Annotated in this window: 18 protein-coding genes; 2 read left to right on the top strand and 16 right to left on the bottom strand. The window is 53.8% G+C overall.

Annotation, left to right across the window (positions count from 1 at the left end):
- Positions 1 to 489: 489 nt before the first annotated feature.
- The 5 genes from NSU01_RS09500 to NSU01_RS09480 form a co-directional block, all read right to left on the bottom strand.
- Positions 490 to 744 (bottom strand): hypothetical protein, encoded by a 255-nt coding sequence (locus NSU01_RS09500; RefSeq protein ID WP_042135067.1) that lies wholly within the window; start codon positions 742 to 744, stop codon positions 490 to 492.
- 266 nt (positions 745 to 1,010) lie between these two features.
- Positions 1,011 to 2,228 carry an MFS transporter gene (locus NSU01_RS09495; RefSeq protein WP_042135065.1) on the bottom strand — a complete coding sequence of 406 codons (1,218 nt, stop codon included), beginning with the start codon at positions 2,226 to 2,228 and terminating at the stop codon, positions 1,011 to 1,013.
- Between the two features lie 78 nt (positions 2,229 to 2,306).
- Entirely contained in the window at positions 2,307 to 2,855 is a 549-nt protein-coding gene (locus NSU01_RS09490) for a hypothetical protein (RefSeq protein WP_076242632.1), read from the bottom strand.
- Positions 2,856 to 2,992: 137 nt separating this feature from the next.
- Complete coding sequence (locus NSU01_RS09485; RefSeq protein ID WP_039308413.1) at positions 2,993 to 3,412, bottom strand: DUF350 domain-containing protein; 420 nt, start codon at positions 3,410 to 3,412, stop codon at positions 2,993 to 2,995.
- Positions 3,413 to 3,436: 24 nt separating this feature from the next.
- Complete coding sequence (locus tag NSU01_RS09480; protein WP_076242631.1) at positions 3,437 to 5,803, bottom strand: endonuclease MutS2; 2,367 nt, start codon at positions 5,801 to 5,803, stop codon at positions 3,437 to 3,439.
- A 152-nt stretch (positions 5,804 to 5,955) separates the two neighbouring features.
- On the opposite strand from NSU01_RS09480, the gene NSU01_RS09475 reads away from it, so the two are divergent.
- On the top strand, positions 5,956 to 6,303 hold the full coding sequence (locus NSU01_RS09475) for a phage holin family protein (RefSeq protein ID WP_039308415.1): 348 nt from the start codon (positions 5,956 to 5,958) through the stop codon (positions 6,301 to 6,303).
- A 120-nt stretch (positions 6,304 to 6,423) separates the two neighbouring features.
- Here the strand turns inward: NSU01_RS09475 and NSU01_RS09470 are convergent, their stop codons facing one another.
- The gene (locus NSU01_RS09470) at positions 6,424 to 7,479 is read right to left on the bottom strand and encodes a GGDEF domain-containing protein (RefSeq protein ID WP_076242630.1); all 1,056 of its coding nucleotides are present in this window, start codon (positions 7,477 to 7,479) and stop codon (positions 6,424 to 6,426) included.
- A 311-nt stretch (positions 7,480 to 7,790) separates the two neighbouring features.
- Here NSU01_RS09470 and NSU01_RS09465 point away from each other — a divergent pair, with 311 nt between their 5' ends.
- Positions 7,791 to 8,183, top strand: coding sequence for a cupredoxin domain-containing protein (locus NSU01_RS09465; RefSeq protein WP_076242629.1), 393 nt, complete (start codon positions 7,791 to 7,793; stop codon positions 8,181 to 8,183).
- A 117-nt stretch (positions 8,184 to 8,300) separates the two neighbouring features.
- On the opposite strand, the gene NSU01_RS09460 is transcribed toward NSU01_RS09465, so the two are convergent.
- From NSU01_RS09460 to pheS, 10 genes are all read right to left on the bottom strand, one after another.
- Positions 8,301 to 9,494 (bottom strand): sugar ABC transporter permease, encoded by a 1,194-nt coding sequence (locus tag NSU01_RS09460; protein ID WP_076242628.1) that lies wholly within the window; start codon positions 9,492 to 9,494, stop codon positions 8,301 to 8,303.
- A gap of 2 nt (positions 9,495 to 9,496) precedes the next feature.
- Positions 9,497 to 11,008, bottom strand: a complete 1,512-nt coding sequence (locus NSU01_RS09455) for a xylose ABC transporter ATP-binding protein (RefSeq protein WP_076242627.1) — start codon at positions 11,006 to 11,008, stop codon at positions 9,497 to 9,499.
- Between the two features lie 88 nt (positions 11,009 to 11,096).
- Positions 11,097 to 12,125 carry a D-xylose ABC transporter substrate-binding protein gene (gene xylF, locus NSU01_RS09450; protein ID WP_256703766.1) on the bottom strand — a complete coding sequence of 343 codons (1,029 nt, stop codon included), beginning with the start codon at positions 12,123 to 12,125 and terminating at the stop codon, positions 11,097 to 11,099.
- A gap of 56 nt (positions 12,126 to 12,181) precedes the next feature.
- The gene (locus NSU01_RS09445; RefSeq protein WP_156118572.1) at positions 12,182 to 12,349 is read right to left on the bottom strand and encodes a hypothetical protein; all 168 of its coding nucleotides are present in this window, start codon (positions 12,347 to 12,349) and stop codon (positions 12,182 to 12,184) included.
- 41 nt (positions 12,350 to 12,390) lie between these two features.
- A complete protein-coding gene (locus NSU01_RS09440) occupies positions 12,391 to 13,971 on the bottom strand; it encodes a helix-turn-helix domain-containing protein (RefSeq protein WP_042135050.1) in 1,581 nt (526 codons plus the stop codon).
- 30 nt (positions 13,972 to 14,001) lie between these two features.
- Complete coding sequence (locus tag NSU01_RS09435) at positions 14,002 to 15,435, bottom strand: sensor histidine kinase (RefSeq protein WP_076242626.1); 1,434 nt, start codon at positions 15,433 to 15,435, stop codon at positions 14,002 to 14,004.
- The gene (locus NSU01_RS09430; protein WP_076242842.1) at positions 15,432 to 16,424 is read right to left on the bottom strand and encodes a sugar-binding protein; all 993 of its coding nucleotides are present in this window, start codon (positions 16,422 to 16,424) and stop codon (positions 15,432 to 15,434) included. The genes NSU01_RS09435 and NSU01_RS09430 overlap by 4 nt, the downstream gene beginning before the upstream one ends.
- Positions 16,425 to 17,411: 987 nt before the next feature.
- Positions 17,412 to 19,583: a cell division protein ZapA gene (locus tag NSU01_RS09425; protein ID WP_076242625.1), complete on the bottom strand. Its 2,172-nt coding sequence runs from the start codon at positions 19,581 to 19,583 to the stop codon at positions 17,412 to 17,414.
- A gap of 197 nt (positions 19,584 to 19,780) precedes the next feature.
- Positions 19,781 to 22,225, bottom strand: a complete 2,445-nt coding sequence (gene pheT, locus NSU01_RS09420) for a phenylalanine--tRNA ligase subunit beta (protein WP_076242624.1) — start codon at positions 22,223 to 22,225, stop codon at positions 19,781 to 19,783.
- Between the two features lie 347 nt (positions 22,226 to 22,572).
- Positions 22,573 to 23,607, bottom strand: coding sequence for a phenylalanine--tRNA ligase subunit alpha (gene pheS, locus NSU01_RS09415; protein ID WP_076242623.1), 1,035 nt, complete (start codon positions 23,605 to 23,607; stop codon positions 22,573 to 22,575).
- Positions 23,608 to 23,995: the final 388 nt, after the last annotated feature.

Below are 23,995 nucleotides of genomic sequence, written 5' to 3'. Positions count from 1 at the left end.
TGAATTTACCGATCTAATAACAGTACATGAAGGGAATTTATCTTTCAATCTTTTAGATGACTTACAGAAGTTTCAATTAGTTATTTATATCCTCTCACTGCTTCGCTAGGAAAAAGGATTGGATATACGATAACAAAAAAAGGCCATCATGGTGACTGACCTTACGACAAATAGGCAAAAAGAAACCTTGATAGACCGGAAGCCATTTAAGGTTTCAGTTTTATTAAAAATCATATGGGTCAGCTATTTCAAAATCATCTTCATGCACACTTTCGTATCGATACAATACCTGGTATTTTTATATTTCTCCAATCATCCACAGATTTCACCTTACCTTCCTCAAACGATACTATTGAACCATCTGGTGCTAAGTCTATATATTTTACATATCTTTTCAATCCATCATTCGGTAATCGATAGACTCCACCAAAGAAGTACCTTGAAAGGCTGTGAGCCAATCAAGATTAAACAGACATTTATTAGCACTTATTATTCATACACCCTCCCGACATAAAATAAATTCGCAAGAAAGTTCCAATCTATAACTTGAGGTATTTGTAAATTGTTATTTTCATAATAACCTTCCATATCCTCTACCCAAGACTTTATTCCTTCGAGAAAACTCTCAATGTCTCTATTTTCCCAAACATCAGGGTTTAATTTAAAATCCTTAATTAACATACCAATAAATTCTGTAAAAAGATCTTTATCACTAACTTTTTTTATTTCATTATATAATTCCATGTTCCCCTCCTACTGTATCGCAAGATTAATTCCATCGTCCATTTCCATTCAATTTAATTTACACCTTTTTTTGTTATATTATTCCATTTTTACTTTCAACCATTTTTTTAGTAACCCATTGTACTGGTATTTTTCAGTACCGGCAATTCTAAATGCGGATAATCTTCGATAATCCAACGTTCATATATTTCCTGCATCATCTTTCCAAACACAATGGTTTTTAAATCACTTGATGAAAATCCCCTTGATTTAAGTGCGTCAGCAAATCAGTTAACATTGTTCTTTTTGTGAACATTTAAATCAAGCAACCGCCGCAGCACCAGCCAGCCCCCCAGCGGAGCCGTTCCCAGCAGCAGCATAAGCCAAGTGACAGCCTGCGGGGACTGATTGACCGACAGCACAGCAATGAACACAAGCAGCCCCATCAGCCGCCCGGTCATCAGACTCAGCTCTCTAAGCACAACCAGCTCCACCCGTTTGCCGGCACTCTCTTCAGAGACACCCATCAGGTCGAAGCTGGTAGACGTCATCGGCAGCATGTAGAGCGGGATGCACAGCGAGGTTCCAATACCCATAATTAACAGCGTGGCGTAATTCACCTTCCACAGAAGCGGCAGAATGAAAACGGCCAGCAGCAGACTGCCTGCCAGCATCCCCCTGAAGCGGGTTCCAGGCTTGAACCATTTGCCGGCCGCATAGTAGCTGATCAAAGAAACTGCCGAGGTAATCAGCGCGAACTGCCCAAGCTTACTCTCCTCACGGGCGGCAATATAGACCAGCAGTCCGATCAGGAACGAGAATACGCCCTCCCGTACTCCCTGGAACAGCAGCGCCGCCGCAGCAGGCCGCCAGGGACTCTCCTTGCGGCTAAGCTCGCGCCAGGGCTCCAGCCACAGGTAAGTTCCGCCGCGCGGCCGCTTCTCCAGCCCAAAGCTGAGTACAGCAGCCACTCCATAGATGCACAGGGACAGGATAAACACAATACGGTAGCCCTTGTCCCCATGCCACAAGGAGATCAGACTACCCGACACCCACGGACCTACAATGCCCGTCAGCGAACCCAGCAGTCCCATCCAGCCGTTGAAGAAATCGCGGTTGTCCGCCTCGGTAATCTCAAAGAAAACAATATTAAAAGCCAGCCAGTAGAACCCGATGGAAAGACCGAGAATGAGTCCCAGCGGCCAGATATAATGCACCGCTTCTCCGCGCAGCCAGAGCACCAGCAAATAAAAAAAGCCCGAAACGGCAATTCCCAGCCGCAGGGCATTCATTTTGTTATGCTCCTTCACCCATTTGCCGCCCAGCCAGAAGCTTAGTCCGACTGCGAGCTGCTGGGCAACCGTAAACCAGCCGATCATGGCGAAGTTCTGCCGGCTTTTCCACAAATATACGTTCAAAAAAGTACCTGCCAGCACCGTAGCCAGCAGGTAAAGCCCGCCCACGGCGAGCAGCAGCGCCGCCTGGTTCCGTAATAACCTCCTCATGCTATACCTCCCTGCTATTCTGGACATCTCATGTAAACATAACATGTCCAAATTACAGGGAAAGCATGAATCGGAAGCTTACTCCGATGCAGTGCTGAGATTGCGCACAAGCTGAATGCGGTCTTCCTGTGCCAGACTGTGCTGCACATGGAAGCAGGAAGGACATACGAACAGATTCAGCGAGAACGGCGGCTTCAGTACCGGTCCGCCGCCCAGCGCTTCCGGCGTTGCCGGGGTAAATCCGCTTACCTGCTGAGTGCCGGAGTGAAGCATCAGCTCATGGCATTGCGGACATTCCGGTGCTTCCAGCTGCGCGGCCAGCAAGCTGGCGACACTCTGCTCATAACGCGTCAGATCATAGTCATCACCGAACTGGACCAGCGTATTAAATATGGGAACCACACTATCCTTGTCACCGTCGTCATCCCACAGATCCTCGTCGCTGACCTCTTCCTGTACGGAAGCGTCCTCAGTGTCCAGCTCTTCATCTTCAAGATCGTCAGCGCCTATTGTAATTGTGCGGTAACCGCTAAGCTCATTATTGCAATGAGGACAAGTGTCCTCCGGGCCAAACTCCTCATCCCATACAATCTCGGTATGGCACCAAGGACATATTGTCGTTTCCATCTGTATAATCTCCTTCGTTCCTCACATTAGGTTCACTTTCAATGCAACATTAAATAAATAATCCCGGCCGCTATAAACGCCAGAGCGGAAATGAACAGAACCCGAACCAGAATCTTCATAATTTCCTGCTCCCTAAATCAAAATATAGCGGCGCCGATGACATAGGACAATGAAACGGAGATCAGCAGTGCTGTCAGTCCCACGGCCCGGTTATCCGCAGCAATCTCGTCATCAATCGAAAAGACGGGGGTTAGAAATTCAAACAGGAAGTACGCCAGCAGCAGCAGGAGGAAACCCACAACCGACCATTTCATCGTCTCATAGATCGATGCTCCCGCTTCAATGCTGAAGCGCAGAATATTGCAGATGCCGAAGATCTTGCCTCCGGTTGCCATCGCTACGGCCACATTCCCCTTGCGGATTTCTTCCCAGCAGTTATATTTAGTCACCATTTCAAAGAAGGACAGGAATACCACCAGACCCAATATGGCCACAGTGAAGTAGCCGAGCAGCGCTCCCAGCGGATGATCCAGCAAAAGATCAATATTATCTTGCATACTTCTCCCTCTTTCTGCCGGACGCTACTGCAGTTCAGCCACGGTTACGCCCGCGCCGCCTTCGTTGTAATTCCCGAGCCGGTAGCTTTTGATATGCTTATGCTTGCGCAGATATTCCTGTATCCCCGTCCGCAATATCCCCGTGCCTTTGCCGTGGATAATCGAAATCTGCCCAAGGTTGCCGAGGAACGCTTCGTCGATGAAGCGGTCGGTCTCCATGATGGCCTCTTCCAGATTGGCCCCGCGCAGATCGAGCTCGGTGCGGACATTCTCATCCCGCGTACGCTTGACTGTCGTAGCCCGGCGCAGAGCCGGCGGAGGCGCATCCGGTGCAGAGGCCAGGAACTCCAGATCAGCAAGGTTGACCTTCATCTTCATAATGCCGAACTGCACCACGGCTTCCTTGGCACCGCTAAGCTCTACAACAAGGCCCTTCTGATTCACATTAGCCACCTTGACTTCATCCCCGGGCTGAATCTTCCGCGGCGCCTTGGTGCTGCTGCGGGCAATAACCTTCTTACGCGGTGCAGGCTCCGCTTCATCCAGTCTCCGGCGCGCTTCAATCAGCTTGTGCTCCTTGACGGACGCCCCTTCCTCCATTGCCAGGCGGCGGAGGTCACTGATGATCTCCTCGGCTTCCTTACGCGCCTTGGCGAGGATATCGCTGGCATCCTTCTCTGCCTTCTCCAGGCGTTTGTCGCGCTGGCCTTCCAGCTTCTCCAGCTCCAGCTGCTGCCGCTTGCGGAATTCTTCCGCTTCGCGGCGCAGGCCCTCGGCCCGTTCACGCTCATTCTCTGCGGTGAGGCGGTTCTCTTCCAGGGAAGCGATCATGTGCTCGACGCGCATGTCTTCTTCCTTGACTTCGCCGCGCGCATGCTCAAGAATGGCATTCGGCAGGCCGAGGCGCTCGGCAATAGCGAACGCATTGCTTCGTCCCGGCACACCGATCAGCAGCCGGTAGGTAGGACTCAGACTGGCCACATCAAACTCCATACTGGCATTGATGACGCCTTTGCGCTCATACGCATAAGCCTTCAGCTCACTGTAATGCGTAGTTGCCACCATCCGGCATTCTGTACGGTGGATATTCTCCAGAATGGCAATCGCCAGGGCCGATCCCTCCGCCGGATCCGTTCCTGCTCCAACTTCATCGAGCAGAATCAGACTCTTCGGCGTCATTCTCTTCAGAATGGAGATGATATTGGTCATATGGCTGGAGAACGTACTTAGGCTCTGCTCAATACTCTGCTCATCGCCAATGTCGGCATAGATCGCATCGAAGACGCACATCTGGCTGCCTTCCTCTGCCGGAATGAACAGTCCCGACATCGACATCAGGCTGAGCAGACCGATGGTCTTCAGGGTAACTGTCTTACCGCCGGTGTTCGGGCCGGTCACGATAATCGAGGTGTACTGGTTGCCCAGCTCCACATCCAGCGGCACAACCTGCTCTGCGGGAATGAGCGGATGGCGCCCTTTGCGCAGACGCAGGTAGCCGCGGTCATTCATACGCGGCTGGGTAGCCTTCATATCGCGTGCCAGGCGCGCTTTGGCGAAGATGAAATCGAGTTCGCCGAGAATATCGATATCATAAGCCATCTCTTCGGCAATATCGCCGACAAGTGCCGTCAGGCGGTGCAGGATAATCTCGATCTCCCGCTCCTCGCGCAGCCGTGTCTCGCGCAGCTTGTTGTTCATCGCCACAATCGATTCCGGCTCAATGAACAGCGTCGCCCCGGAGCCGGACTGATCATGAACAATGCCGCCGAAATGGGCACGGTACTCCGCTTTGACCGGAATGACAAACCGGTCACCACGGATCGTCACAAGCTGATCCTGCAGCATCTTCGATACCGAAGACGAGCGGATCATGGAATCCAGCTTCTCGCGGATGCGGGTCTCGCCGCCGCGCAGCTCCCGGCGGATGGAGGCCAGCTCTGTACTGGCCGAATCCATGACATCCGCATTCTCGTCGATACACAGGCGGATGGCATCCTCCACATGCTTCTGCTCCGAGAGCAGATCACTCTGGGCGAAGAGGGTAGGGATCTTCTCATCCTCGTGCATCGCCCCGAGGAACCGCTTCACTCTGCGGGCTCCGCCGATCGTGTTGCCGACAGAGAGCAGTTCAGTGGTGCCCAGCATTCCCCCGATCGAAGCGCGTTTCAGGGCGGGCTTGATGTCAGTCACACCGCGGAAGGAAGGAATTCCCTTCAGCCGGTCAACATTAGCAGCCTCATCCGTAGCCTGCAGAAGCAGCTTCACTCCTTCGAAATCCCCGGAGGGCTTCAGCAATTCGGCAGTCAGCCGTCCCATCGGTGTCTGCGTATACTGCATCAATTTATTTAAAATCTTGCGATATTCAAGCGTATGCAAAATTTTGTCGTCCAATTACTGTCACAGCTCCCTTCATAGATGGTTACATTATACCTAATTTAGCCCATTTTCGCTATTTGGGTATGATTTCTGGGCATAGAAAAGCGGCTGCGGGCCACAATAACAACGCACATATCCTTACGCGAACGCCAAAGGAGGTTAGTTAGGTGAGATTCTTAGGTCATGTGGTACGTTTCGTGGTCGCGGCAATCGTTCTGATGGTGGTCGGCTGGATTGTCCCGCAATTCACGGTCGGGGGGTTCTGGAGCGCGCTTGTGCTTGCGCTGGTTATCGCTCTGCTCGGCTGGGTGGTTGAGGGCATTTTCGGCAAAAAAACAACACCCTTCGGCCGCGGTATCGTCGGCTTCCTGGTCAGTGCCCTGGTGATCTGGATTGCCCAGTTCATTGTGAGCGGAGTCAGTGTCACCATTCTCGGAGCGCTGCTCGCAGCCCTGGTCATTGGTATTATCGACCTCTTCCTGCCGGTATCCACTCCGTTTGAAGCGGCCAAGTAGAAACGGCTGAACCACCCTTAGGGGACGGTATCCGTTTCAGCGCACAACGAAACCCCCAATCCCCGGATTATACCGGATACTGGGGGTTTTTTGTAATTAAAAAATTTTTATAACTAAAAATTACGCATAGGACACAACCGGATCATCGCCATGGGTGACAGCAGCCGTGACGACAGCATTTTTACCGCCCCGCTTGGCGCTGTACAGCGCTTCGTCCGTCTTGCGGAACAGCATTTCCTTGCCGTCCCCCAGCTGATAATCGCAGAATCCGATACTGACCGTAATTGGCTTGCCTCCGGCATACGGATGCTCCATAGCGGCTATACCTACCCGCATCTCCTCGACGGCAGCATAGGCTTCCTGAAAGCTTTTATCCGTAAAAATCACCGCGAACTCTTCCCCGCCGTATCTCGCCGCGAAATCATTCAGCCCGATCAGACCATTCACCTTTGCTGCCACCTCCTTAAGCACGAGATCGCCGACCCAGTGTCCGTACGTATCATTAACACGCTTGAAGTTGTCGATATCAAACAGCGCCAGCTGCAGCCTCAGCCCGTTGCTCTCGCACTGCTCCAGCAGGGAGTCCAGATATTCATGAAAGGTTTTGTGATTGTACAGGCCCGTAAGCGCATCGATCTTCAGCAGCTTGTCGGAAATCGCCCGTTCCACCATCAGTCCCTGCTCCGACTTGGTCAACTGCTCCAGATATTCGCGGGTCTCACGGGCCCTGACAATGACAGCCTGCGCCATCACGGCGAACACAATAAACACACATTCCACCATCAGAAACTCCAGCAGCGGTTTGTCCAGCAGCGGCCGCTCCAGCCCGAAATAAATCCCGCTATAGAATAGCGTGCTGAATACCCCGAGATAGTATAGCAGCCGCTGGTCGAAATAGATCAGGGCAATCATAATCGGCATCATAAGTGTCATCTGGGCACCATCTACAAAAGGCTCCAGCACAAAATACATCAGATAAGAAACGATGAATCCGCAGATCACAACGGCCTGCTTATGATAATGCTGCATCTTACGCAGCCAAATCTCGGCGGAAGCCATAGCTATAATGATCAACAGATTACAGGCGATGAACAAGTGGCCCTTACTGAGGATGAGGATGGTCTTAGTCTCAGTGGAATGGGAGGACAGCATAAAAATAAATTGGGCTGCCAGCATACAGAGCACAATAATCCAGTATCCGGTTAATATTCTGCGGTGCCATTTCTCCGAACTTTGCGATTCGTGGGCTAAAATAATGTGGATCCCCTACTTCTAACCAAATAATATAAAAGTTAAAATTATAATAGCTTTAATTATAATAAATTTTAATTGTTTTTGCATCATATTTTTGCATTTTTCGACAAAGTTTGGAGTCAGCTTCCGGTCAAACAATTTCTCACAGATTATCCAAGACAACTATCAGGATTTGAGCTATGCTAATGTCATCTGTTATCACAATTCATCACGAACCTTTTAGGAGGATGCTTATGATCAGGAAGGCGGCTATTCTTTGTTCCATTGTATTTGCACTACTGCTTACGGCTTGCGGAGCCGGCGGGGGCAGCAGCAATTCTGACAGCGCTAACAGCCCGGCTGCTGACACCAATCTTACGGCGGAAGAAGAAATCGTCATTACAGCAACCAACTACAGCTTTGACCAGAAAGAATACCACTTGAAGAAGGGCGTACCTGTCAAAATCATCTTCAAAAACGAGAGCGGCAACCACGGCATTCTTGTGCCTGAGATGAAGCTGCGGCTGGATGCCAATGATTCCTCCAAGGTGATTCTCCCCGAGGAGGCAGGAACCTTCGAGGTCACCTGCGCGATCATGTGCGGCTCCGGCCACAGCGGAATGAGCGCCAAGATTATCGTTGAATAGGCAGCTCTATACGCATAGCAAAAAAGCCGGCCAAGGACAACTGTGGGACTGACCCCATTGTCCTTGACCGGCTTTTTGGTTGTTCTGCTGAAAGTTGTTAACCGGCTGAAGCTGCCGTTACTTCACACCCTTGCTGCGATTGGAAATATCCAGCCAGACGGCAATGACCAGGATTGAGCCTTTGACGACATACTGCCAGAAGGATTCCAGTCCCATCAGCGACATTCCGTTATCCAGCGAGGTCATCACCAGCGCTCCGATAATGGCACCGATGACTGTGCCGGCTCCGCCCATCAGGGAAGTGCCGCCAATGACGCAAGCGGCGATAGCATCCATCTCAGCCATATTACCTGCAGTGATGGTGGCCGAGGCCAGGCGTGAGGTGAGCACGATGGCGGCGATCGAGCCCAGCAATCCGCTCAACACGAAGATCAGCATGGATTTGCGCTTGATGTTAATGCCGGAGAGGCGTGCCGCCTCAATATTGCCCCCTATTGCATAGATATGACGGCCGAAGGTGGTCTTAGTCGACAGGAAATAGAAGATGACTGCCAGGACAATTACGAAAATAATCGGGAATGGAATCCCCTTGTAATTATTCATCACGGCTACAAAGGCCACCACCAGCAGGGCAAGTCCGGCCACCTTGGCGATGTCCAGGCCCAGCGGGGCGATTTCGAAGCCGTATTTCCTGCGGGAACGGCGTTTATTGAACGCACTCCAGAGCAGCAGTCCTACTGCGATCACACCAAGGATGATACCGAAGCCCGGAGCAAAATAAGCATTGCCGAGCAAGGCCAGCACCGGATCGGATACCGGAATGGTCATCGACTCCGTCACACCCATCAGCACGCCGCGGAACACCATCATTCCCCCGAGGGTGACAATGAAGGCGGGGATCATTTTATACGCCACCAGCCAGCCCTGAATCAGGCCCAGCACGGCACCTGCGGCCAGTGTGCCAAGAATGACTACAATAGCCGGCAGCTCCAGCCAGTTGCTGAGAATAGCTGCCATGCCGCCGGTCAGACCGACGATGGAGCCGACAGACAGATCGATATGCCCTGCCACAATGACCAGCACCATGCCGATGGCCAGAATGGAGGTCACCGACATCTGCGTGAACAGATTGGACAGATTCCGCGAAGTCAGGAAGGTCGGATTCAGTACTCCGAACAGCACCCAGATCAGTATTAATGCACCCACCATCGTATAGGCACGCATATCCATTTTGCCGAACAAGCCGCGTAAGCGCGATCCTCCGGCTGCCGGAACCGCTTCAGGTTCCCTAAGCTCTTTTTGCAGCTGCATCTCTATCTACCTCCCGTAGCGGCCAGCATAATATTCTCCTGCGTCGCTTCCCGCCAATCATATTCCCGTACGAACTGTCCTTCACACATCACCAGAATCCGGTCGCTCATGCCCAGTACCTCCGGAAGCTCCGAGGAGATCATAATAATGGCCACTCCCTGCTCTACCAGCTGATTCATCAAATTATATATTTCGTACTTCGCCCCGACGTCGATGCCCCGGGTAGGTTCGTCCATAATCAGGATTTTGGGGTCTGACATCAGCCATTTGCCGATAACCACCTTCTGCTGGTTCCCCCCGGACAGTGTGCCTACCAGCGTCTCCAGCGAAGCTGTTTTCGTCTTCAGATCGTGCACATACCGGTCTGCCCACTTAATTTCCTCATTCTCATTGATGACCCCCAGCCTTGCGACTTTGCCCAGTGTGGCTAAAGTGGTGTTACGTTTGACATCCATCCCCATGACCAGCCCCTGGCGCTTACGGTCTTCCGTGACCAGGGCAATGCCCGCCTTGATCGCCTCGGCTATGGAACGGATCTTAATGGCCTTGCTTTCAATCAGCACCGTTCCTTCGGCCCGGCCCCCATAGGCACCGAAGAGGCTGCTGACAAGCTCCGTACGTCCGGCGCCCATCAGCCCGGCGATACCCAGTATCTCACCTTGACGAAGGCTGAATTCAATATCGCGGAGCACCTTCTGCCGGCGCTTCTCCGGATGCCATACATTATAATCTCTGACCTCAAGCACCTTCTCCCCAGGCGAATGCTCCACGCGCGGATAACGCTCCGTGAGCTCACGTCCAACCATGAGGGATACAATCTGGTCGTCATCTGTCTCACTGCGGTCAAGTGTAGCTACTGTCCGCCCGTCCCGCAGCACAGTGATCGAATCAGCCAGTGCGAACACTTCAGGCATTTTGTGTGAAATATAGACACAAGTTACCCCTTCGCGCCGCAGCTGGTTCAGAATGCCCATCAGGATAGACACCTCGCTCTCGGTCAGAGCTGCCGTCGGTTCATCCAGAATGAGAATCTTGGTATGCTTGGAGAGTGCCTTGGCGATCTCGACCAGCTGCTGCTGGCCAATGCCGAGATTGCCGATCTTCGTGTCCGGAGACAGATTCAGCCCGACCTTCTTCAGCCATAGCGAAGCCTGATGATAGAGCTCATTCCACTGGATGGCCCCGCGTCTGACCGGTTCAGCTCCCAGGAAAATATTCTCTCCGACTGTCATTTCCTTCACGAGTGCCAGCTCCTGGTGAATAATCGCGATACCGGCCTTCTCCGCATCCGTTATTCTATGAAACGACTTTTTCTCCCCATTGATCAGGATTTCCCCGCCGTATGTCCCTGCAGGGTATAGTCCGCTTAATACCTTCATCAGCGTGGATTTACCAGCGCCGTTCTCGCCGCATAAGGCGTGAATCTCCCCTTGCCTGACCTTGAAGTTCACATGGTCCAGCGCCTTAACACCGGGGAATGTCTTGCTGATCTCTACCATTTCAAGTACATTCATGCCTTCCGCTCCTCCTTCCGGCCCTTAAACCTGCAAGCAGATGCGGTAACGCCACAGGCGCCGCATCTGCTTGACGGACAGGCCGCCCTTATTGTTTCGGCCACTGGTCCTTCGGAACGTTCTTGTAGACATCCTCAAGCTTGTGGAAGCCGTCCTTGATCAGTACGTCCAGGTTATCCTTATTGACCGCTAGCGGATCGAGCAGCACAGAAGGAACATCAATTTTACCGTTGTTAACTGATTTTTCAGTCGAAATACTTTCGCCTTTGGCAGCTGCTATTGCCATTTCCGCAGCTTTGGTTGCAATCGCGTTGATCGGCTTGTAGACCGTCATCAGCTGCGTGCCTTCAGCGATACGCTGTACCGCAGCAAGGTCAGCATCCTGGCCGGATACCGGTATTTTACCGGCCATGCCCTGAGCCGTGAGCGCCTGGATCGAACCGCCTGCAGTCCCGTCATTGGCTGCTACCACACCTTGAACATCATTATTGTTCGCGGTCAGCGCATTCTCCATATTTTTCAGCGCTTCTTCCGGCTTCCAGTCCTTGGAGAACTGGTCGTAGACAATCTTAATGTCGCCTTTCTCTTCAAGCGGCTTCAGAATATTCATCGCCCCTTCTTTGAACATATGGGCGTTGTTATCCGTATCGGCACCGCCGATATAGACGATATTGCCTTTAGGAGCCTTATCAATGACCGCCTGCGCCTGGAACTCTCCGACACGCACGTTATCAAACGAAATATAATAGTCTACCTCGGCATTATTGATCAGGCGGTCATAGGCAATGACCTTGATGCCTTCCTTATGAGCCTTCTCTACGATTGGAGCCGTTGCTTCCGCGTTATGGGCAATAACCACAAGCACATCCACACCCTGGGAGATCAGCTGTTCCGCCTGGCTTAACTGGGTAGCATCATCGCCGTTTGCAGCCAGCACCTTCACTTCACCGCCAAGCTCCTCCACTTTTGCCGTAAAGATATCCCGGTCCTTCTGCCAACGCTCCTCCTTCAAGGTATCCATCGACATGCCGATGACAATTTTGTCCCCGTCCTTCGCTGCGCCCAATGTCTCCTTCTTCTGATTATCACCATTTGAGACCACCCCACAGCCCGCCATTGACGCTGCCAGCACTAACGCTGCCATCCCCAGTGAAATTGCTCTTCCGTATTTTCTCACTCTGCCCTTCGCCCCTTTTCATTAGCCGCATATTTGATTGCGCTTACAAAAAAAGTGTAGCATGGATCATCCGCCGCAGGAGCCGCTATTCCCAGCACTTTCTTGCTCTCCGCCTGCATTCCGTCCTCCTCTCCTGTAATGTAATTCTTCCCGGCCGCTTTCATAGGATTATCCGGGGCCGGAGCACAAAAAAGTCCTTGCTCTGTCAGCAAGGACCCTGCTTCTCATGCTGCTGCCGGAATTCGCTTGGCGTCATGCCGGCCGCTTTTTTGAAGACCCTGCTGAAGTAATTCGGGTCCTTGTAGCCTACCTCGTAACAAATCTCCTTGAGGTTCAGCTGATCTCCGGTGATCAGGCGCTTCGCTTCGTTGATTCTTAGCCGTGTGACGTAATCAATGAAGGTTTCACCCGCATGCTGCCGGAACAATTTGCTGAAATAATGCGGGCTTAAATTCACATATTCAGCCGTCTGCTCCATAGATATGTCTTCTTTATATTTCTGGCTGATGTAGAGCAGCGCCCGCTGATGGACATGGGAACGGTTATGCTCCTGTTCCTGCTCCAGACTGTGGATCAGCCGCTCCAGCCAGGATTCTGCGCTCAGTCTGAGCGATATGGGATCCTCTGCTGTATGCAAGGAGGCCAGGATCTCCGCTCCGGCTGCGGAGTGAACGCCTCTGGCGAGGAACAGCAGGAGCCCGGTCACCTCTCCCCGCACTTCGGGCAGCGGCCGCCCGCCGCCTTGCTCGAAAGCAGCATACAGAATTCCGAAGCGTTCTATGGCTTCCTGCTTGCTCCGCTGCAACAGTGCATCCAGCAGCCGCTTCTCCTCATCCAGGGATACGGCCGTCTGCCCGGAGCTTTGGAGGATATCATCATAGTGGTGCACGCTGAAGGAATCATGGTGATCCGCACAGACACGGACCGCTTCCCGGTAGGATCGGCTAAGCCCGTCCCAGCCCTCGCGGATCGAGCCGATGCCTATGCTGACCGGCAGACCGAACCGCTGCTCTATCAGACTGCGGAGCCGCTCCCCCCAATCCATGGAGCTGACGCGCTGTGAGTAACCGGTCCGCCCCGGCGGCAAGGGAATAAACAACGCCAGCTGATGCCCGATCAGCGGTCCGGACAGGCAGCCGAGCCCTGCTCTGGCAACCTGCTTGACCGCCTCATAGATCTCCCGCTTGCCCTGCTGGAATTCTTCCCAAGCTGCGCTAGAATGCCTCGGGAATGACAGCACCATCGCATAGCCTTTGGCCCACTGCAGCTCCAGCAGACCGGCCACTTGTTCCAGCTCCAGGTCCTGCACATGCTCCAGCATGAGCATCATTGTCAGCTCGTTCTCCGCCAGCGGAAGCAGGTGGGCCAGCTTCTCCTGCAGCTCCAGCTGCTCATTCCTGCGCCGCTTCTCCTCCTGGATCACCGCCATCAGCTGCTTCAGTACATCCGCCACTTCGTCCCGTCTGGCCGGCTTCAGCAGATAATCCCGCACGCCCAGCAGCAGCCCCTCCTTGGCGTAGGAGAAGTAATCATGAGCGGTAATCATCACGATCTGCGCGGAAGGGAGCTTGGTGAGAATCTGCCGTACGGCCTCCAGTCCCTGAATGCCCGGCATCTTAATGTCCATGAAGATAATATCAGGCCGGTGCTCCTCCGCGAGCTGAATAGCCTTCCGTCCGTTCTCGGCATGCAGAAATTCAAAACCATCCGGGAAAATATGGCGGATCATCAGCTCCAGCCCTTCCCGTTCCAGCGCCTCATCATCGGCGATCAGCAGTCTGTACATAGTAAATCTATCTCCTTTCTCACCTGCGGCTCAGGCAGACGTGCGGAAGGGTACTTTGAACAGCACCGCCGTCCCCTGCCCTTCACTGCTGTCAATCTCGATCAGCTGCTGCCCGTCAAAGAACAGATGCAGACGTTTGAATACATTATGTGTCCCAAGTCCGGTGGACTGGCCTTTACCGCTGAAATACGGGGCCTCTTCCTCGATCGATCCCATCAGCCTCGCTACAGTCTCCCGGTTCATGCCCACACCGTTATCACTGATCTCAATCTCTACAAGTCCGCTCCGGTAGCGGATCGACAGTGACAGCACCGCCCCCTCCTCCATTTGCTCCAGCCCGTGGACAAAAGCATTCTCGAAGATCGGCTGAAGGGTCAGGCAGGGAATCATTCCGCCGAGCGCCTGCTCATCAATATCCATCTCAAAAGCGATCCGGTCACGGAAGCGGGCCCGCTGAATGTTAATATACTCGTTCACATGCTCTACTTCCTCGCGCAGCGGTACAGCCTGGTCAAGCTTCTGCAGGTTATACCGGAGCAGGCGGGATACCGATACCGTCAGATCGCTGGTCCTTGCCGCTCCTTCCAGATACGCCAGCTTGGCGATGGAATTCAGTGTGTTGAACAGAAAATGCGGATTGATCTGGCTCTGCAGCATTTTCAGCTCCAGCTCCTTGACCAGCCGGTCCTTCTCCACGTTCTTGATATTCTCCTTCATCAGCTCCTGGATATTATCGATCATTCCGTTAAAAGCCCGGCACAGGATGCTGATCTCATCGTTGTTAACACTCTCCGGCGCTTTCGTATCCATCCTCCCCTTGGAGATCTGCTTGGCGGTGGCCACGAGGCGGCGGATAGGTCCTGTGATGCTCCCGGACAGCCAGATCGCCATACAGATACTAAGCAGCGCAGCGGTAATTACCAGCAGGCTCCCCAGCCGGTTCAGCTTGGCCGTCGTGGACATGATCTCCGCATAGATCGGCTTGTACTGGTCCAGTTCCAGGTCAACCAGCTCCTGTGCTTCCTCGCGGATGAACCGCTGCGTCTGCTCCGCCTCGATATAGGCACCGGCCAGTGTGTTGGAGTCCTGACCATCAATCTCTGTAATCATCTGCCCGGCCTGCTCCAGAAACGTATCAATGATATGGCTGTAGTTCATCAGCGGAAGGCCGCTTCCCCCGATGGTCGCCATTCCGTCCAGCTTCGCCCGCAGCTCCTGCACAGCGCTCAGATGCTTCTGCACCTCCGGGAAGCTGTCCGCGTCCACCTGCATAATGAAGCGGTTCAGAGAGCGCATATTCTCCCCTACCTCATAGGATACTTCCTTGTACAGCATGATCCGGTTCATCATCAGATGGTAGCTCTCCTGCACATTCTTTCCGCTCTCAAAAAGCACAAAAGAGACAGAGCTCATCAGCAGCACAAGCAGCGGAATGCAGATGAGCAGCTTATGGCGGATACTCATAGGCTCTCTCCCTCCTGCACATTAGACTTGTCCAGCACCTTCACGCCGGTGAAGTATTTGGACTCCAGCTGCAATCCCTGAAAATGATCATGGAGCAGCCGCACGGCCGTAGCCCCCATAAGATAAGGCTGCTGTGCCACTGTGGCCGTGATATCCCCGCGGCTGATGGCAGCAAGGGTCTCTGCCTGGTTATCGAAGCCAATAATCGTCATCGGGACACGCTTCAGGCTCTTGGAGGCCTGCAGTACTCCCAGCGCATCCGTTGAGCTGGTGCCGACCATCACATCAATCTCCGGATGAAGCCGCAGCATATCGGCTGCCTGCTGGATTGCCTCCATATGCGAGATATTGGAGCTGCGGACATCCACAATTGCAAGGCCGCTGTAATTTTTCACAATATTACTGAGGCCGTTCAGACGCTGAACCTGATTCTTGGCCAGCTCGCTGCCGATGATCACGCCGATCTTCCCTTTACCGCCGGTCGTCTGCACCACCATCCGGCCCAGCGCCTCGCCGGCTGCAACATTGTCGGTCCCAACATAAGCCAGCCGCCTGCTCGCCGGAGCGTCTGTATCAATGGTGATTACCGGAATCCCCCGGTTCACGGCTTTATCAATTACGGGGGTGAACTTCTCGTCGTTCAGCCCCTGCACGATGATCGCATCCGCCTGTGCGGCAATCGCTTTTTCCAGCAGGCTGATCTGCTCCTCCATGTTATTGCGCACCGGGCCGGTGAACTCGATATCAATCCCGTATTTTGCAGCAGCCTCTTTGGCACCCTTCTCGACCATTTCCCAGTACGGATGGTACCGCTCCTGCTCGATCAGCACAATATGATAGCCGGAATTATCCCCGCCGGGATGCCCGCTTAATTCATTGACAATATTGCCCACCCGGCTTGAATGATTGGCAAAGTCTATAAACAGATATGCCAGCAGCAGAAAAAGCACAATAACCCCCGCGCCGCTGACCCATTTTTTATCCATCATGCTCACCTCAATCAACATCCTACCCCGAGTTGTAAACGGTTGCAATATTTAATTTATGAATAGCTTATTATGTGAAACCTATACATTCATAATCATTAATTGCGGGAGTTGCCTAATCGCGGCCAAACCCGCCCGATGACGGAATAAGCGGCACACCAGTGTTTGGCTTATCTCCACTTGCCCATTACGAGAGTCAAAAGGGATTTATGATTTCCTCAGTCCCCTCCACCGTCTACCTCCGGCGGATCCAGGGGCACTTCTGCTCCTCATTCCCGCCTGATGCCCGCTTTCGGCGGATCCAGGGGCACTTCTGCTCCTCTTTTCCTCCTGTCGACCGCTTTCGGCGGATTCAGGGGCACTTCTGCTCCTCTTTTCCTCCTGCCGACCGCTTTCGGCGGATTCAGGGGCACTCCTGCTCCTCTTTTCCTCCTGTCGACCGCCTTCGGCGGATTCAGGGGCACTTCTGCTCCTCATTCCCGCCTGATGCCCGCTTTCGGCGGATTCAGGGGCACTTCTGCTCCTCTCGGAGGCTCAATGTATTCGGTTTTTCGCATACATTCGGCTCGTTTACCCTCTCGGAGGCGCATTGTATTCGGTTTTTCGCATACATTCGCCCCATCTACTCTCTCAGACGCACATTGTACTCGGTTTTTCACACACATTCGGCTCATCTAATCTATCGGAGGCGCATTGTATTCGGTTTTTCGCATACATTCGGCTCATCTACTCTCTCGGACGCACATTGTATTCGGTTTTTCGCATACATTCGGCTCATCTACTTAGCCTGCCGCCTATCTACTTGCGGATTCCGGTGCCCTTTGGCTCTTCATTCCCGCCCTTTGGTCCGCTTCTGAAGAAATCAAGGTTGTTTTGATTCTCCTTACCATTCACTTCAGGTGGACTCGGTGGGACTCCCCCTAAACAGCAAAAGAGCTGTTCCAAGCAGCACCCTGCTTAAAACAGCTCTTTCGTTAATGCATCCGCCATTCAACTGTCCTGTTCGATCAATTGAATCCATTCATTATATTCACTCTGCAGCTTGGCATATTCCGCCTGCAGGCTGCGGTGCTCCTGGGAGAGCTTGTCCAGCTCACCCTGCTGCAGCTCGAACTGGGCCTGAACCAGACGCAACTGGCCCTGGACGAGCTCGTAGCTCTCGCCGATCTCCCCAAGCTGCTGCGCGGTCTCGCTGCGCGAGCGGCTCACGGATTCCGCCTGGGCTTCAGCGTCCCCGGCTTCCTGCTGCCAGATCTCAATCTCCTCACGCAGCTTCGCCTCCTGCTCGCTCCACTGCTGCTCGCGCTGCTGTAGCTCTTCGTACTTCTGCTTCCATGAAGCTTCGTACTCCCTGGTCTCGCGGAGCGCTTCCTGCTGCTCCGCCGCCGCTGCGGCAGCTTCGCGGCCCGCCTCGTACAGCTCTTCCAGACGCCGCGCAGCTTCCTCGCCTTCAGCTTCCAGGAGCTCATAACGTTCCTTCAGCTGTTCGCCATCCTGCAGAATTTCATCATACTGGGCGATCAGCTCTTCGTAGCGGCCGCGCAGCGCCGCCAGTTCCTTACGGGCTGCCTCTGCCGCTTCCTGATGAAGGGCAGCTTCCTGCTCTGCCTCAGCACGAAGCTGGGCTTCCAGGTCAAGCTGCTGCACCATTCCATCCGCCTGTCCGCGGAGGGTCTCGACTTCACGCTGCAGCGCTGCCGATTTCTCCCCGGCTTCCAGAAGGTTCATCTCCAGCTCGCCGATATCCTCCATATGCTTGTTCGCCAGCTCCTGCCAGGAGCTGGCTTCGAGCGCGGTACGGTCAAATTCCGCCTGTGTCCGGCTCAGATTATCCGTCGTCTCCCGCAGAGATTTGCGGAGAGACGACGCTTCTTCCTGCGACAGCTCATAACGCTGGCGCAGCCCCTCCAGCTCATCATTCAGCAGACCGCTGAGCTCATTGGCAGTCTGCAGTTCTTCCAGTGCTGCACTTAGCTTGTCCGCTGTTTCCTGCAGCGCACTGTTAAGTCCCGCTGCTTCATCCTGCGCCTGCACGTAACGCTGGCGCACTTCCTCCAGCTCTGCGCTATGCTGCTGCCCTTGCTCTGCCGCAAGGCGCAGCTCTTCGCCAAGCTGCTCTTCCCGCTTCAGCACAGCTTCGTACTGCGCGAGCAGCGTCAGGCGCGCATCGCGCTCGCCCTTGAGCCCGGCTTCCGCCGCGCGCAGCCGGGACTGCAGTTGCCCGGTTCCGCCGCGCAGCTCACCAAGCTGCTTCTCCAGCTCCTGAAGCTGCTGCTTGTGCCTGTGCTCCTGCGTCCCCTGGGATTGCCGCAGCTCCTTATTCTTGGCCAGCTCCTTCTCAAGCGCTTCGCGCTCTCCGCTGAGCTCACTGGTGAGTGCTGCCTTGGTATCGGCAAGCTCCTTGCTCAAGGTGGTACGGATCTCAACAATCTCACTGCCCATAGACTCCCGGGTCTGGATCAGCTCCTGCTCCAGACCTGCCAACGTCTCCGCTTTCTCACGGGTCAGTGTCTCCCGAAGCTGCTCCAGCTCCTGCAGATGAGCGTCCTTCAGCTCTTCAAGCTGCTGCAGCCGTAACGCTTCAGCCGCTTCCAGCTCCTGTCTTGAAGCTTCGCGGCTTGCAGCCTGCTCTGCTTCGTAAGTCTCCCGCAGCGCTTTCAGCTCCGCTTCGCGCGCCTGCAGTTCATCTGTCAGCTGCCCGCGGCTGGAAGCAGCAGCCTGCTTCTCTTCCTCCAGCAGCTGTGCGTGCATCTGGCGTTCCTGCTCCTGCAGCTCCAGATGCCTCGCGCGTTCTTCTTCCACGGCGGCAATCAGCCGCGCCGCTTCTTCCTTGGCAGCCGCTTCAAGCTTCTCGTATTCTTCCTGCCGTTCGCGCTGCGCCTCCTGAAGGCGTGATACCTCCACGCGCAGCTCGGTACGTTCACCGGTCAGCATATTCAATTCATTCTTGAAATCCTGAACCTGGATAGCCTGCTCTGCCATATGTACAGCTGCAAGCACCGCGATCCGCGGGGTATCCAGTCTGGAATGTGATTTGGATATTGCACGCATATGCTCATCGACATAACGGGCAACCTGCTTCATATATTCAGTGCTGCTTCCGACAAGTTTATAGGAAGTTCCGTATATCTCCACGGCGACACGAGTCCGGTCCATAGCCACAGTTGTGCCCTCCTTTGTATGTGTGCGGATTCTAAGCTGATTTCCTTACTGCTATTGTAGCGTTATTCCTTAACCTTTGGCAAAAAAAACGTGTTCATTTCATAGATTTAAACCGGACTCCGTACTTCACAAGGGTACAGCAAAGCCGCAGCGAATCGGTTTCTAAATGGATTCGCTGCGGCTTTGCACAATTCCTGCTATTTTCTTAATTCTGCGCCAAAAGTTTGCTCCAGAGCAGAAACGACTCTGTCATGCACTTCCACAACCTCTTCATCGGTAAGTGTACGGTCCGTATGACGGTACAGCAGCGAGAGGGCTACGCTCTTCTTTCCAGCTTCCATTTTGCCGCCGGTGTAGACATCGAACACTTGCACATTCTGCAGCAGTGTTCCGCCATGTTCACGGATGGAAGCTATCAGGTGCCCTGCAGGAACTTCTGCGTCTACAACTACCGCAATATCCCGTTCCATCCCAGGGAAGCGGTGAAGCTCACTGTACTGTAGTTGGGCACGCGCCGCATCATATAGCGGCTGTAGCAGCACTTCAGCTACATAAGTATCCTCCAGATCCATCTGGCGCTGAAGTTCCGGATGCAGCTGTCCGATGGTACCGATCTTATCGCGGCCTTCAGCCTGCAGCAGGTAGGCCGAAGCAGAGCGTCCCGGATGGTAGCCTTCAGGAGCATCCCCTTCATAGATTATGCGGTCCGTAAGGCCAAGGTGGGCAAATACAGTTTCAAGCGCCCCCTTAAGATCGAAGAAATCTACAGGCTCAGCCGCTACGTTCCACTGCTTGGCAGCACGGGTGCCGCTCAGCAGCAGTCCAAGTACCGGCAGTTCACCGGGCTGGCGGGTGAGCACTTCTTCATCGGTGAAGAAAACATTGCCGATTTCGAACAGCGCCAGATCGCCTTGACGGCGGTTGGTGTTATAGAGGGCAATGTCCAGCAGCTGCGGCAGCAGGCTGGTACGCAGCACGCTGCGTTCCTCGCTCATCGGCATCGCCAGCTTCACGGAGAGCTTGCCGTCCGCAAGTGCCGGGAAGAGCTTGCTCTGTTCCGGCTGGATGAAGGAATAGCCCATAACCTCCTGATACCCGCCAAGAGCCAGCAGGCGGCGGAGCTCACGGCGCAGGAACTGCTCTCTGGTGAGTGCCCCCGGTGTAGTAGTCCCTTCAATTAGGGTTGTCGGGATGTTGTCATATCCGTACAGGCGGGCAATCTCTTCTATGAGATCCACATCATAGCTGATGTCGCCTCGCCGCGTGGGAACCTGAACTTCAACGATTCCCTGGGCAGCATCACCGCACTTGAAGTGCAGACGGCCGAACAGGGTCTTCACTTCCAGCAAAGACAGCTCGGTACCCAGATATTGATTCAGCTTCTCCAGCGACAGGGTCAGTACTTTCTCCCCGGCAGAGGCACTGCCTGCCTGAACAATACCTTCATGCACAGAGCCGCCGGCATAGCGGGCGATTAGAGCAGCTGCACGGTTAAGTGCAGGAATGACGGCATTCGGATCGACTTCCTTCTCGAAGCGCTGGGAAGCTTCAGAACGCAGACCCAGCTGACGCGAGGTCTTGCGTACAGTCCCGCCGTCGAATTTGGCGGATTCCAATACGATATTGACGGTATTTGCTGTAACCTCAGTCGATAATCCGCCCATAACGCCAGCCAGGCCGATAGCTCCTGACCCGTCAGCGATGACAAGCATCTGCGGCTCCAGCTTGCGCTCCTGGCCGTCAAGTGTTGTCAGCAGCTCGCCTTCATGAGCGAACCGTACACCAATCGTTCCGCCTGCCAGCTGATCGCCGTCAAACGCATGCAGCGGCTGTCCGTATTCCAGCATCACATAGTTGGTAATATCGACGATGTTGTTGATTGGGCGTACCCCGGCCGCCATCAGGCGGTTCTGAATCCACAGCGGGGATGGAGCTGTCTTCACTCCGGCAATATAACGCACTGCATAATGGCTGCAGTATTCTTCATTTTCAATATTGACAGTGATGGAATCCGCTGCCCGTCCGCCTGCTTCCACAAGCTCTGCCGCCGGATCTGCCAGCTGCAGGTCACGGCCCAGAATTGCGCTCACTTCATAAGCAGCACCGATCATGCTCAGACAGTCGGAGCGGTTAGGGGTCAGATCGAAGTCCAGGATCTCATCGTTCAGGCCAAGCACCTTCAGAATATCCTGGCCGACTTCCGTATTCTCAGGCAATACGAGAATGCCTTCCTGAAGCTCTTTGGGCAGCAGCTTGTCGTTCAGCCCCAGCTCTTTGGCCGAGCAGATCATCCCCTGCGACAGCACGCCGCGAAGCTTAGCTTTCTTGATTTCCAGTCCGGGCAGCTTAGCGCCAACCAGTGCGACCGGAACCTTCTGTCCCGCTGCGACATTCTTGGCACCGCAGACAATCTGCAGATCCTCGCCCTGTCCGGCATCCACGATGCAGATGTTCAGCTTGTCGGCGTCCGGATGTTTTTCTTTGGTTTTCACATAGCCGGTTACGATTCCGGAAATCCCTTTGTTACGGCGTTCAACTCCGTCAATCTCAATGCCGGCGGTAGTGATTTTGTCCGCGAGTTCATCAGCGGTCACCCCGTCCAGCGATATATAATCAGCCAGCCAGGCGGTTGATACTTTCATTTTCGCACACTTCCTTTTGTTTCAGATGTATTTATCTCCATGCCGCCCTATGCTTGGCTTGCGGAAACGGATAAGGAACAAGCCACGATGCCAACTTCGTTCTATTAAAATTTCTGTAAAGCAGTGTTCCTACAGAGAATATTTGGACTTCCAGCCGCTGTTGTCCCCAGATTTCTTCATTTATACCGCTTTTCACGGTTGAAATCCGGTGACAAAGGCGGACGCTATCGCTCCTACAGTTCCAAAATTCCCCTCCGGTCCTTCTATTACAGTCAATTCTATAGAACAGCCGTCATCCATCCGGCTTGCCAATATCCAATCCCGCACCACGCACACCCGCCAAATCTCTAAATCCCCTTGAACTGCTTCACAAAACCCATATCATTCGTGTAGAAGTAGCGGATGTCATCGATGCCATACTTCAGCATCGCGATCCGTTCTGCGCCTACGCCGAAAGCGAAGCCACTGTAAATCTCAGGGTCGTAGCCGCCCATCCGCAGCACATTCGGATGTACCATGCCGGCACCGAGGATTTCCAGCCAGCCGCTCTGCTTGCAGAGACGGCAGCCTTCGCCGCCGCATTTGAAGCAGCTCACGTCTACCTCAACACTCGGCTCGGTGAACGGGAAGAAGCTCGGACGCAGGCGGATGCCTGCTGTAGGACCGAACATCTCCTTCATGAACTGCAGCAGAGTGCCCTTCAGGTCGCTCATGCGGATATTGCGGCCAATAACCAGGCCTTCAATCTGATGGAACTGGAAGGAGTGGGTCGCATCGTCGTCATCGCGGCGGAATACTTTGCCCGGACAGATGATTTTGACCGGAGTTTCGCCCTTCATAGCCTGCATGGTGCGGACCTGCACCGGAGAAGTCTGTGTGCGCATCAGAAGATCTTCTGTTAAATAGAAGGAATCCTGCATATCGCGGGCCGGATGGTTCTTCGGCAGATTCAGAGCCTCGAAGTTATAGTAGTCTGACTCTACTTCCGGACCTTCTTCAATCCGGTAGCCCATGCCGATGAAAATATCCTCAATCTCCTGAATTACGCGGTTCAGCGGATGAATACCGCCTTGCGGCAGGCCGCGGCCCGGCAGCGACACATCGACCTTCTCCGCATTCAGGCGGTTCTGTGTCTCCTGCTGCTGGAAGATTTCCTGCTTAGAGCCGATTACCTCTTCAATGGCACTGCGCACCAGATTGGCCACCTGGCCGATCACCGGGCGTTCTTCCGCGCTGAGTCCGCCCATACCGCGCAGAACCTCCGTAAGCTCACCTTTTTTGCCAAGGTATTTGACGCGCAAATCATTCAGAATCTGCGGATCGGTTACCTCCTGCAGCTTAGCCAATGCCTCGGCCTTCAATGCTTCCAATTTCTCTTTCATGCTTTGTACTGCCCCCTTAAATCTCGTATTGTCAACAAAAAAAGGCCTTTCCTCCCGGTAAAGGGACGAAAAGACCGTGGTACCACCCTTGTTAGACGGCTGCGACGCTTCCCTTAAGAGCAATATTCCCTCTTTCGGACCGGCGGAGACCTGTCTCACTTTAACAGAAATAACGGTCTGCGGCCGGTATCCCCTACTGTGTCCCTCAAGGAAGCCTTGAATGGAATTCAGGGAACTGCTCCGGAGTGAACTTCGGCAGCTCTGCTCTCTTAGAAACGCTCTCAATCTGCGGCGCTTCCTCCCTGTAAGCCAGGCACTACGTACTCTTCTCCATCAATGCATTTATGCGGATTGTGTCAAATACATTCGATCTTCCAGTTCGGAAGAT

Source organism: Paenibacillus sp. FSL H8-0259 (assembly GCF_037963255.1).
In the GTDB taxonomy this organism is placed as follows: Bacteria; Bacillota; Bacilli; order Paenibacillales; family Paenibacillaceae; genus Paenibacillus_AQ; species Paenibacillus_AQ phytohabitans.
The sequence above is the reverse complement of the archived record's forward strand: the minus strand, read 5'-3'. Positions and strand labels throughout refer to the sequence as shown.

Excerpts from the sequence above, each read along its gene's own strand:
- NSU01_RS09445 (WP_156118572.1), bottom strand. The coding sequence starts at position 12,349 with ATGAAAGCGGCCGGGAAGAATTACATTACAGGAGAGGAGGACGGAATG.
- NSU01_RS09435 (WP_076242626.1), bottom strand. The coding sequence starts at position 15,435 with ATGAGTATCCGCCATAAGCTGCTCATCTGCATTCCGCTGCTTGTGCTG.
- NSU01_RS09440 (WP_042135050.1), bottom strand. The coding sequence starts at position 13,971 with ATGTACAGACTGCTGATCGCCGATGATGAGGCGCTGGAACGGGAAGGG.
- NSU01_RS09455 (WP_076242627.1), bottom strand. The coding sequence starts at position 11,008 with ATGAATGTACTTGAAATGGTAGAGATCAGCAAGACATTCCCCGGTGTT.
- NSU01_RS09495 (WP_042135065.1), bottom strand. The coding sequence starts at position 2,228 with ATGAGGAGGTTATTACGGAACCAGGCGGCGCTGCTGCTCGCCGTGGGC.
- NSU01_RS09430 (WP_076242842.1), bottom strand. The coding sequence starts at position 16,424 with ATGATGGATAAAAAATGGGTCAGCGGCGCGGGGGTTATTGTGCTTTTT.
- NSU01_RS09470 (WP_076242630.1), bottom strand. The coding sequence starts at position 7,479 with ATGCTGGCAGCCCAATTTATTTTTATGCTGTCCTCCCATTCCACTGAG.
- pheT (WP_076242624.1), bottom strand. The coding sequence starts at position 22,225 with ATGAAAGTATCAACCGCCTGGCTGGCTGATTATATATCGCTGGACGGG.
- xylF (WP_256703766.1), bottom strand. The coding sequence starts at position 12,125 with ATGGCGGGCTGTGGGGTGGTCTCAAATGGTGATAATCAGAAGAAGGAG.
- pheS (WP_076242623.1), bottom strand. The coding sequence starts at position 23,607 with ATGAAAGAGAAATTGGAAGCATTGAAGGCCGAGGCATTGGCTAAGCTG.
- NSU01_RS09460 (WP_076242628.1), bottom strand. The coding sequence starts at position 9,494 with ATGCAGCTGCAAAAAGAGCTTAGGGAACCTGAAGCGGTTCCGGCAGCC.
- NSU01_RS09485 (WP_039308413.1), bottom strand. The coding sequence starts at position 3,412 with ATGCAAGATAATATTGATCTTTTGCTGGATCATCCGCTGGGAGCGCTG.
- NSU01_RS09490 (WP_076242632.1), bottom strand. The coding sequence starts at position 2,855 with ATGGAAACGACAATATGTCCTTGGTGCCATACCGAGATTGTATGGGAT.
- NSU01_RS09500 (WP_042135067.1), bottom strand. The coding sequence starts at position 744 with ATGGAATTATATAATGAAATAAAAAAAGTTAGTGATAAAGATCTTTTT.
- NSU01_RS09465 (WP_076242629.1), top strand. The coding sequence starts at position 7,791 with ATGATCAGGAAGGCGGCTATTCTTTGTTCCATTGTATTTGCACTACTG.